Annotated in this window: 6 protein-coding genes; 4 read left to right on the top strand and 2 right to left on the bottom strand. The window is 67.3% G+C overall.

Annotated features, from left to right (window positions below):
- Window positions 1-103: 103 nt before the first annotated feature.
- The 4 genes from ABB30_RS13255 to ABB30_RS13270 all read left to right on the top strand — a co-directional run bounded on the left by ABB30_RS13255 (window position 104) and on the right by ABB30_RS13270 (window position 6529).
- Window positions 104-3016, top strand: a complete 2913-nt coding sequence (locus tag ABB30_RS13255; RefSeq protein ID WP_245626511.1) for a ligand-binding sensor domain-containing diguanylate cyclase — start codon at window positions 104-106, stop codon at window positions 3014-3016.
- A gap of 108 nt (window positions 3017-3124) precedes the next feature.
- A complete protein-coding gene (locus ABB30_RS13260; RefSeq protein ID WP_152980746.1) occupies window positions 3125-4021 on the top strand; it encodes a hypothetical protein in 897 nt (298 codons plus the stop codon).
- A 114-nt stretch (window positions 4022-4135) separates the two neighbouring features.
- On the top strand, window positions 4136-5479 hold the full coding sequence (locus tag ABB30_RS13265) for an MATE family efflux transporter (RefSeq protein WP_057638802.1): 1344 nt from the start codon (window positions 4136-4138) through the stop codon (window positions 5477-5479).
- A gap of 315 nt (window positions 5480-5794) precedes the next feature.
- Window positions 5795-6529 carry an AraC family transcriptional regulator gene (locus ABB30_RS13270; protein WP_057638803.1) on the top strand — a complete coding sequence of 245 codons (735 nt, stop codon included), beginning with the start codon at window positions 5795-5797 and terminating at the stop codon, window positions 6527-6529.
- A gap of 212 nt (window positions 6530-6741) precedes the next feature.
- Here the strand turns inward: ABB30_RS13270 and ABB30_RS13275 are convergent, their stop codons facing one another.
- A complete protein-coding gene (locus ABB30_RS13275) occupies window positions 6742-7158 on the bottom strand; it encodes a hypothetical protein (protein WP_152980747.1) in 417 nt (138 codons plus the stop codon).
- Between the two features lie 229 nt (window positions 7159-7387).
- A complete protein-coding gene (gene gcvP / locus ABB30_RS13280) occupies window positions 7388-10252 on the bottom strand; it encodes an aminomethyl-transferring glycine dehydrogenase (RefSeq protein ID WP_057638805.1) in 2865 nt (954 codons plus the stop codon).
- Window positions 10253-10300 lie beyond the last annotated feature (48 nt).

Below are 10300 nucleotides of genomic sequence, written 5' to 3' on the forward strand. Positions count from 1 at the left end.
TTACGTGCGGGCCTTGCCGGTGGCGTGGTCGGCCATGGCTGTAACTGTGCTGTGTATCACACGCTGTTAATATTTACGTAATTTGTCCTCATGTGGATGCGTTGTGCTCAGGCTTGATGGCGTGGGTGGCCGGGGAGCTGCCCTGTCGGCGTGCATGGTGGTGTGGCTGCTGGCGGGAATCGCGCCGGCACGGGCGTTGGTGCCTGACCGCCCGATCCGCCAGTACACCCATGTCTGGTATGAAAACCAGTTGCCGCAGGGCACTGTGTTGTCCATTGCCGAGCAGGGCAACGGAGCAGTCTGGCTGGCCACCTATGGCGGCCTGGTGCGCCACAGCGGGGACGGCTTTGACACGGTCGACCAGCGTGTGGCGCCCGCGCTGAAGAGCTCGGCCATCACCGCGGTGGCGGCCGATGGCCAGCACGGACTGTGGGTGGGTACCCTCAATGGCGGCCTGTACCGTTACGGCGACGGCCAGCTCACCCCGGTGGCGCTGCCCGGTGATGCCGGCAGTGTGTTCGGCATCGTCACCGACAGCGAGGGGGCGCTGTGGCTGACCACCAACCTGGGCGTGATGCGCATGCGCAACGGCCATGTGCAGCTGCTTGGCAACGCCGATGGTTTCCCACCGCGCGGTTTCTACCGTGCGCTGGTCGCTGATCCTGCCGGTGGGGTGTGGATCGCCGCCGACGGGGTCGGGGTGGTGCACTGGCAACGCGGCAAGGCGCGCCTGTACAGCCTGGACCACGGCCTGCCCAGCGAGGCGGTGTACAGCCTGTCGGTCGCCCCGTCCGGGGTGGTCTGGGTCGGCACCCAGAATGGTCCTGCATACTTTGCCAATGGCCGTTTCCAGCGTTTACCGGCGCTGGCAGCGCTGGATGACAAGCGCATCTACACCCTGTACGCCGATCGCGCCGGCACGGTGTGGTTCGCGCCGCTGGGCATGGGCCTGTGCCGCCTGGTCGGCAAGGCGCTGGAATGCGACAACACGCTGCCGGGCATGGGCGGTGAGACCGTGCGGGCCATGCTGGAAGACCGCGAAGGCAACTTCTGGATCGGCACCACCTCCTCGGGCTTGCAGCGGTTGAGCCAGTCCAAGTTGATCAGCCTGCTGGTGCCGGGCCCGTCCAACGCGGTGCGTGCGGTGCACCAGGTGCCCGGTGGCCCGTTGTGGGTCGGCACCGATGGGGGCGGCCTGGCCCGTTACCAGGCACCGGGCATGGTGCTGGACGAGGCAATGAACCGCCAGCTGCCCAGCCTGCTGGTGCGCTCGATCCTGTCCGATGCACAGGGCCGGTTGTGGGTCGCCGGCACCGAAGGCGTGACCCGTTTCGATGCGCAGGGCCGCGCCCGCACCTTCGGCCTGGCCGATGGCATGCCCGGCACCATCGTGTTCGCCTTTGCCCCGGCCCGCGCCGGTGGCATGTGGGCCGGCACCCTGCAGGGCGTGGCACGCATCGACGGCGAGCAGGTGCAGGTGCTGGAGGCCACCCGTGGCGATGACACCCGCGCCCTGTACGAGGATGGCGAGGGGCGGTTGTGGATTGGCCAGCGCAGTGGCCTGCGCTGCTACTACCGTGGTGTGCTGGACACCTGCGGGACCGATGGCCTCCCCGGTACCAGCGTGTTCGCCTTCCTGCCCGGCCGTGATGGCGAGCTGTGGCTGGGCACCAGCGTGGGCATCACACGGGTGCACAAGGGCAAGGTGAGCAATTTCACCCAGAACGCCGGTTTCTACGGCGATGCGGTGTTTGCGCTGTTCGATGATGGCCTGGGCAATTTGTGGTTCAGTTCCAACCGCGGCATCGGCCGCATCCCGCGTGCCGGCCTGCTGGCATTGGCATCGGGCAGCGGCAGCTCGGTGGCGCCGCACTGGTACGGTCTGGTCGACGGCATGCTCAGTGCCCAGGGCAATGGCGCTTCGCAGACGCCGGCCGCACGCAGTGACGATGGACGCCTGTGGTTCGGTACGGCCAAGGGCGTGGTGGTGGTGGATCCGGCGCATATCCAGGGCAATGCGCGGATTCCGCCGGTGGCCATCGAGCGGATGATCGTGGATGGCCAGGAAGTGCCCCTGCAGGCGGTGGACAGGCTGGGCCCGGCAGTGGAGCGGCTGGAGTTCCATTTTGCGGCGATGAGCTACGTGGCCCCGGCCGCGGTGAAGTACCGCTACCGGCTGGAAGGTTTTGATCGTCAATGGCGCGAGGCCGGCAACAACCGCAAGGCGTACTACACCAATGTGCCGCCGGGCAGGTATGTGTTCCGGGTGCTGGCCAGCAACAATGACGGGGTCTGGAACGAGCAGGGGGCAGGGCTTTCCTTCAGCCTGCTGCCGCAGTGGTACCAGACCTGGTGGATGCGCGGGCTGATGCTGCTGGCCGGCGTCGGCCTGCTCGCCGGTGGCGTCTGGCTGCGCCTGCGTCGCGGCCAGCAGCGCGAGCGTCTGCTCACCGAAGAGGTCGGCCGGCGCACCGAGGCGTTGCACCTGGCCAATGCCCAGCTGGAGCGTCTGGCCAGCCAGGATGCGCTGACCGGCATTGCCAACCGCCGTGCCTTCACCAGCGCCTTGCTGCAGGCCTGGCAGGACCAGGCAGACCAGGACGGGCTGCTGTCGGTGTTGCTGGTCGATGTGGATGACTTCAAGGCCTACAACGACAACCACGGCCACCTGGCCGGTGATGCCGCGCTGGCCCGGGTGGCGGCGGTGCTGGATGCCCAGGTCGATGGCGCGGGCTGTGTGGTGGCGCGCTACGGCGGCGAGGAATTTGCCCTGTTGCTGCCCGGTAGCGACGGTGCCGCGGCCCTGGCGCTTGCCGGCCGCGCGGTGGCCGCTGTACAGCAGTGCCAGTTGCCGCACCGTGCATCGCGGGTTGCCAGCGTGGTCACGATCAGTGTCGGCGTGGCCTGTGCCCGGCCGGCCGCCGGGGGCAGCCCCGAGGACGTGCTGCATGCGGCCGACAAGGCGCTGTACCGGGCCAAGGACGCCGGCCGCAACCAGGCCGTGGCACAGGACTGAGCCTGCCCGCCATCACGCCGGCCCGGCCTTGCGCTCACGGCGTGAATTGGCCGCTTCCGGTGCGCAGGCAATTGGGCGATGCTTGCCGGCAGCCAGGGGGAGCCGGGGATGACGCAGAAAAAACGCACACAACAAGCGCGCCGGGTGCCGGCGCCGGCCGTCGCGCCGATGGACTGGTCACTGATTCCGGTGGCCGATGGCAGCGACGATTCGCTGGTGCTGCAGTTCGTGCAGCGGGTGCGGCGCGAGCCGGCGCTGCTGTTCACCACGGCCTACCTGTTGCTGTCCATGCTCGGGCTGTGGTGCAGCTACTGGTTCTATCGTGGTTTCCGGCTGCCCGTGCTCGATTACCTGCAGGCCAGTGATTTCCTGGTGGCCGGGGTGCGTGACCCGGTCTACGCCTTGGTGCTGCTGGTCGGGGTGGCCATCGTGCTGCTGGTCAGCTGGCCGGAAACCCTGCGCCTGCGCAACCCGGCCCGGGTGAGGGGGCTGTGCGCGCGGCACCGGGGCTGGCGTCTGCTGTTTACCCCGTCGGCCTTGACCAGCTGGCAGTCCACCGGCCTGCGTCCGCTGACTGCGATGGTGGCCGCTGTCGGGCTGACGATGGTGGCCGGCTCGGCGCTCTACGTGAGCTCGCGTGCCCAGGCCATCCGCCAGGACGATGCCGGCAACCCGGTGCTGGTCCAGTTCAGTGGCCAGGCTTCCACGGCGCTGCGCCCGGCCCGTCTGCTGGGCACCAGCAGTGCCTTCGTGTTCCTGTGGTGGCCGGACCAGCAACGCGCCGAAGCCGTGCCCATCGCCACCATCGCGCGTCTGCAGGCGCCCTCGCTGCGTTCCGAGACCCCCGTGGCGCCGGCAGGCCCGGCCCGCCCGGTGCAGGTTGCGCCGGGCAAGGCGGCTTCCGTACCGGCTGCGCGCCATCCAGGTGCGGCCTTGCCCGTGCCTGCACAGGGCGTGCCCGCAGACGGCCCGGTGAAAGACGAGGTTGGCCAGCCGCAACCCTGATGCCACGCCGGCGCGCTTGATCGGCCTTGAGCCCAGCCTGCCCGCAGCTTGCCCAGTGTGCCGGTTGATGGTGTTCATGGCGCCGGCGGCAGCGTGTTGCGGCATCCTGTGCCGATGCCGACCTTGATTTCCAATACACCCGCCTTGAGCCGACGCAGCGTGTTGCAGCAGGCCTGGCCGATCATTCTGGCAAGCGCCTCGGTGCCTTTGCTGGGCATGGTCGACAGTGCGGTGATCGGCCATTACGGCACTACCCATGAGCTGGCGGCGCTGGCCCTGGGGGCGTTGTTCTTCAACTTCGTCTACTGGGGTTTCGGCTTCCTGCGCATGGCCACCACCGGTTTTGTTGCCCGCGCCAGCGGTGCCGGCGACCGCCGCCAGCTGGTTGCCGCGATCGTGCGCCCGTTGCTGCTGGGCCTGGGCATCGGCGTGCTGTTGTGCCTGCTGCAATGGCCACTTGCTCGCGCATTCCATGTCCTGATGGGCGCCGGCCCGCAGGTTCTGGCCGGCAGCCAGGACTATGTGCTGGCACGTATCTGGGGTGCCCCGGCAGCGTTGGCCTTGTACGCGCTGTGCGGTGCCTTGATCGGCCAGGGGCGCAGCCGGGCGCTGCTGGCGGTGCAGGTGCTGCTCAACGGCAGCAATGCACTGCTGGACATCACCCTGGCCGGCTGCTTGGGAATGGGCGTGTACGGCATTGGCCTGGGGACGGCGCTGGCCGAGTGGGGCAGTTGCCTGTTCGCGCTGTGGCTGGTGTGGCGTTGCCCGCGCCTTGGCCTGGCCGGTACGGCGTCATCGGCCGCCGCGGTGTGGCGCGAGCTGTTTGCCGACCGCGCGGCCTGGCGGCAGATGTGGGTGGCCAATGGCGACCTGCTGGTGCGTACCCTGTGCCTGCTGGCCGGGTTTGCCTGGTTTGCGCGCCTGGGTGGGCAGCTCGGCGCGGCGACCCTGGCTGCCAACCACCTGTTGCTGCAATTGGTGGCCTTCAGTGCTTTTTTCCTGGATGGCTTTGCGCACGTGGCCGAGGCCCGGGTCGGTGCTGCCCTGGGCGGCAATGACCGCGCCGGCCTGCGTCGTATCGTGCGCCTGACCAGCGAGCTGGCCCTGCTGTCGGCGCTGCTGTTGTCGGCCATGCTGTGGCTGGGTGGTGCGCCGGTGCTGGGCCTGTTGACCTCCCTGGCCGAGGTGCTGGCGCAGGCCCAGGCACAGTTGCCGTGGGTGGCGCTGTATGTGCTGCTGTCGGTGGCGGCTTTCCAGCTGGACGGCCTGTGCATCGGGGCGATGGCCACCGCGGCCATGCGCCGTGCCGCGCTGTGTTCCCTGCTGCTGTTCGTGCCGGTGGCCTGGCTGGGTCAGCGCTATGCCGGCAACCACGGCCTGTGGGCGGCGATGCTGCTGTTCGTGGTCGCCCGTGCGGTGTTCCTGTGGCCGGCCTGGCGGGTGTTGCAGCGGGCATGAGCGGCAGGCGGGGGCGGTCGCAGCGATGGCCTGGGCCTGCCGTGTATCGGCCCAATTGCGCCAGGCTGGATTCATTGTGCTGAATTCGGCTTTAATGAAAATGTAAGAAATCAAGACGTGCCCGCCTGCAGGCCCGATCATGGGCGGCCGTTGTGCCTGCATGGTCTTGTCTGCAGCACTTGCGGTGCAGCGCATGTGCGGATGTGGATCGGCTGGGAGTCATCGCCACACCTGTATCCGTGCTCACGCTTTTTGCTGATTTCACTACAATTGCATCGCCCGTCGTTTCCGCCACCCTTGCTGCAGGCTGTCCCCATGCGCATTGATCCTGCCGAAGTCGAAGCCCTGTTTGATGCCATTCCCAGCGTGCTGTTCTTCGCCAAGGACGTGGACGGGCGCTACACCCACGTCAACCAGACCATGCTGCGCCGGTTGGGTGTGCGTTCGCGTGGCGAGGTGATCGGCAAGCGTGCCGACGAGGTCTACCCGGCCGGCTTGAGCGCGGCCTATGTCGAGCAGGACGCGCGCGTGCTGGCCGGCGAGGTCATCGAGAACGTGATGGAGTTGCACCTGTTCGCCAATCGGCAACCGGGCTGGTGCCTGAGTTGCAAGCGGCCGATCGTGATGGACGGGCAGATTGTCGGGCTGATCGGCATCTCCCGCGACCTGGGCCAGCGTGGCGGGCTGGAAGGCGAATATGAGCCGCTGCGCCTGGCCCTGGATTACCTCAACACCCATTACGGCCAGAATGTGCGCATGCAGACCCTGCTGGACATCACCGGGTTCTCGCTGTCCAAGCTGGAGCGCAGTTTCCGCAAGGTGTTCCAGATGACCCCGCAGCAGGTGCTGACCCGCCTGCGTATCCAGATGGCCATGCACCTGCTGCATGGCCCGGACAGCGTGGCCACCATCGGCCAGGCCTGCGGTTTTTCCGACCAGAGCGCCTTCACCCGCAAGTTCAAGGCCGAGACCGGCATGGCCCCACGGCAGTACCGTCTGCAGACCAATGCCCAGCGGGCCAAGCGCAATCTACTGTCTGCACAGGTGTGATGCCGGCCTGCCGGCGCTGGGCTGTATACGCGCAGTGAGAATTGGCCGGCCGTGGGCGGGCCACGCCATGCCACTTGTCGGTGGTAGTCGTTCCGCATTTTTCAGCGCATTCCCGGCACATCGGGTTGCCGCAGCTGCCACGCCCGCCGTTGCAGCAGGCGTGGCTGTAGCCCTGCATCGAGTCTTGCCGATGCAGGGTTTGATTCTGTATTTCAGTGCTTGGGCGGCACGTTGGCAATGCCGTGCAGCTGTTTCTCGACCAGGGTCAGGATGGCGGCAACCGTATTGCCGTAGGCACCGGCATTGCCGGCATCAAAGGCGGCCTGCCATTGCTGGCGGCCTTCCAGGTAGGCGTCGTTGACCGGCTGGCTGTCCACCGCCTGCAGGCCGCTGTGCTGCAGGGTGGGCAGGGTCACCGGCAGGTAGGCCATGTGGGTGAGCAGCACACCGGGCGTGCGCGGGTTGCGGATCTTGATGTCGTACAGGCTGATGTGGAAGATCTGCCCGCCCAGCGGGTGGGTGCTGATCTCGTTGATCTGCAGCAAGGGGCGTTCATCAGGCGTGCGCCCCTGGCAGCGCCAGCGTTGGCCAACCTGGTACTGGGAGGTGGTGTGGGCGTGAGCAGTCATCGTGGTAAACCATGGGCGGGTCACTCAGTATTCCACCCCGGGTTGGAACGGGCCTGACTTCAGTTGGCGGCAATCGCGTGCAAGGCCGGCCAGCAGTGATGCTGGCCGCAGCGTGGTCGGGGTGTCGGCGTGGCCTCGATCAGGGCAGGCGTCCCCTGTATGCGTAAACAACAAAGCCCCACATTGATGCGGGGCTTTGTCGTGTCAGCAAGCAGGTGCGGTCAGGGCATCAGCCCTGTTCGTCATCCTTGTAGGCATCCACCGGGATGCAGGCGCAGAACACGTTCTTGTCGCCGTGCACGTTGTCCACGCGGGCCACCGGCGGCCAGTACTTCTGCAGGCGCAGGCTTTCCAGCGGGAAGGCGGCCAGCTCGCGGCTGTAGTCATGCAGCCATTCGCTGCTGGAGACATGGGCAGCGGTGTGCGGGGCGTTCTTCAGCGGGTTGTCCACTGCGTCCAGCTTGCCGGCCTGGATGTCGGTGATCTCGGCGTGGATCTGGATCATCGCATCGCAGAAACGGTCCAGTTCGCCCTTGGGCTCGGATTCGGTCGGCTCGACCATCAGCGTGCCGGCCACCGGGAAGCTCAGGGTCGGGGCGTGGAAGCCGAAGTCGATCAGGCGCTTGGCCACGTCCTCGGCACCGATCCCGGTGAGCTTTTCCAGCGGACGCAGGTCCAGGATGCACTCGTGGGCAACCAGGCCGTTGCGGCCGGTGTACAGGGTCGGGAAGTACGGAGCCAGACGCTTGGCCACGTAGTTGGCATTGAGCAGGGCCACCTGGGTGGCGCGGCGCAGGCCGTTGCCGCCCATCATGGTGATGTACATCCAGCTGATCGGCAGGATCGAGGCCGAGCCGAAGTTGGCCGCGCTGACCATGCCCACCGGGCCGTTGTCACCCAGCTTGCCCGGCAGGAACGGGGCCAGGTGCGACTTCACCGCACACGGGCCGACGCCCGGGCCACCACCGCCGTGCGGGATGCAGAAGGTCTTGTGCAGGTTCAGGTGGGAGACGTCCGAACCCCAGGCACCCGGGCCGGCCAGGCCGACCAGGGCGTTCATGTTGGCGCCGTCGGTATACACCTGGCCGCCATGGGCGTGGATGATCTGGCAGATCTCCACCACGTCCTCTTCGAACACGCCGTGGGTGGAGGGGTAGGTCATCATGATCGCGGCCAGGTTGGCCGAATGCTTTTCGGCCTGGGCGCGGATGTCGGCGATGTCGATGTTGCCGTTGGCATCGCACTTGGTCACCACCACCTTCATGCCGGCCATCTGGGCCGAGGCCGGGTTGGTGCCGTGGGCCGATTCGGGGATCAGGCAGATGTTGCGGTGCCCTTCGCCACGGCTGGCGTGGTAGGCGGCGATGGCCAGCAGGCCGGCGTATTCGCCCTGCGCGCCGGAGTTGGGTTGCAGGCTGACCGCGTCATAGCCGGTGCACTTGACCAGCATGGCTTCCAGGCCGTCGATCAGCTCCTGGTAACCGGTGGTCTGCTCGGCCGGGGCCAGCGGATGGATGCGGCTGAACTCCGGCCAGGTGATCGGAATCATCTCGGCGGTGGCGTTGAGCTTCATGGTGCACGAACCCAGCGGGATCATCGTGCGGTCCATCGCCAGGTCCTTGTCGGCCAGCGAACGCAGGTAGCGCAGCAGCTCGTGCTCGGAGTGGTAGGTGTTGAACACCGGGTGGTCCAGGTAGCTGCTGGTGCGCAGCAGGCCGGCCGGCAGGGCATTGGCGGTGGCTGCATCGAGCGCGGTGATGTCGCAAGCCGCGCCGAACAGGCCAGCCAGGGTGACCACATCGGCGCGGGTGGCGGTTTCATCCAGGCTGATGCTCAAGCTGCTGCCATCGATATGGCGCAGGTTGATGCCGGCAGCCACCGACTTGGCGTGGATGGCAGCGGCATCGACACCGGTGATGTGCAGGGTGTCGAAGAAGTCATTGCCCACCGACACACCGGCATTGCGCAGGGCAGCGGCGAGGATGGCGGCATAGCGGTGGGTGCGCAGGGCGATGCGCTTCAGCCCCGTGGGGCCGTGGTAGACGGCGTACATCGAGGCCATCACCGCCAGCAGCACCTGGGCGGTGCAGATGTTGGAGGTGGCCTTCTCGCGGCGGATGTGCTGCTCGCGGGTCTGCAGGGTCAGGCGGTAGGCGGGGTTGCCGTGGCTGTCGATCGACACGCCGATCAAGCGGCCCGGCATCGAGCGCTTGTAGGCATCGCGGCAGGCCATGAAGCCGGCATGCGGGCCGCCGAAACCGAACGGCACGCCGAAACGCTGGCTGTTGCCGATGGCGATGTCGGCGCCGAACTCACCCGGTGCGCGAAGCAAGGTCAGGGCCAGCAGGTCGGTGGCCACGGCCACCAGGCCCTGACGGGCGTGCACGGCTTCCACCAGGGCGGCGTGGTCTTCGACCTTGCCGTAGGTGTCCGGGTACTGCAGCAGCACGCCGAAGCTGTCCGTTTCCAGCGCCTGGGCCGGGGTGCCCAGCACCAGCTCGATCTCCAGCGGCTTGGCGCGGGTCTTGAGCAGCTCCAGGGTCTGCGGGTGCACCGCATCGTGCACGAAGAACACGTTGGACTTGCTCTTGGCCGAACGCTTGGCCAGAGTCATCGCTTCGGCCGCGGCGGTGGCTTCGTCCAGCAGCGAGGCATTGGCAATCTCCATGCCGCACAGCTGGGCGACCATGGTCTGGAAGTTGATCAGCGCTTCCATGCGGCCCTGGGAGATTTCCGCCTGGTAGGGGGTGTAGGCGGTGTACCAGGCCGGGTTTTCCAGGATGTTGCGGGCAATGACGTTGGGGGTGTGGGTGCCGTAGTAGCCCTGGCCGATGAAGCTGCGCAGCACCTGGTTCTTGCTGGCCACGGCGCGGATCCTGGCCAGTGCGTCGACCTCGGTCATCGCATCGGGCAGGTCCAGGGCATCGGCGGCCTTGATGGTGGCCGGCACGATGGCGTCGGTCAGGGCTTCCAGCGAGGAGTGGCCGACGACGGCGAGCATCTGCTCGATCTCGCGTTCATCCGGGCCGATATGGCGCTCGATGAAGGCACCGGCGTGTTCAAGGTCAAGCAGCGACGGGGTGTTCTGGGACATGGTCAAGGATCCAGGCAACTCAGCAGGGCAGGGTCTGGCCACAGCTGC

It is taken from the genome of Stenotrophomonas ginsengisoli, from assembly GCF_001431485.1.
Lineage (GTDB): Bacteria > Pseudomonadota > Gammaproteobacteria > Xanthomonadales > Xanthomonadaceae > Stenotrophomonas > Stenotrophomonas ginsengisoli.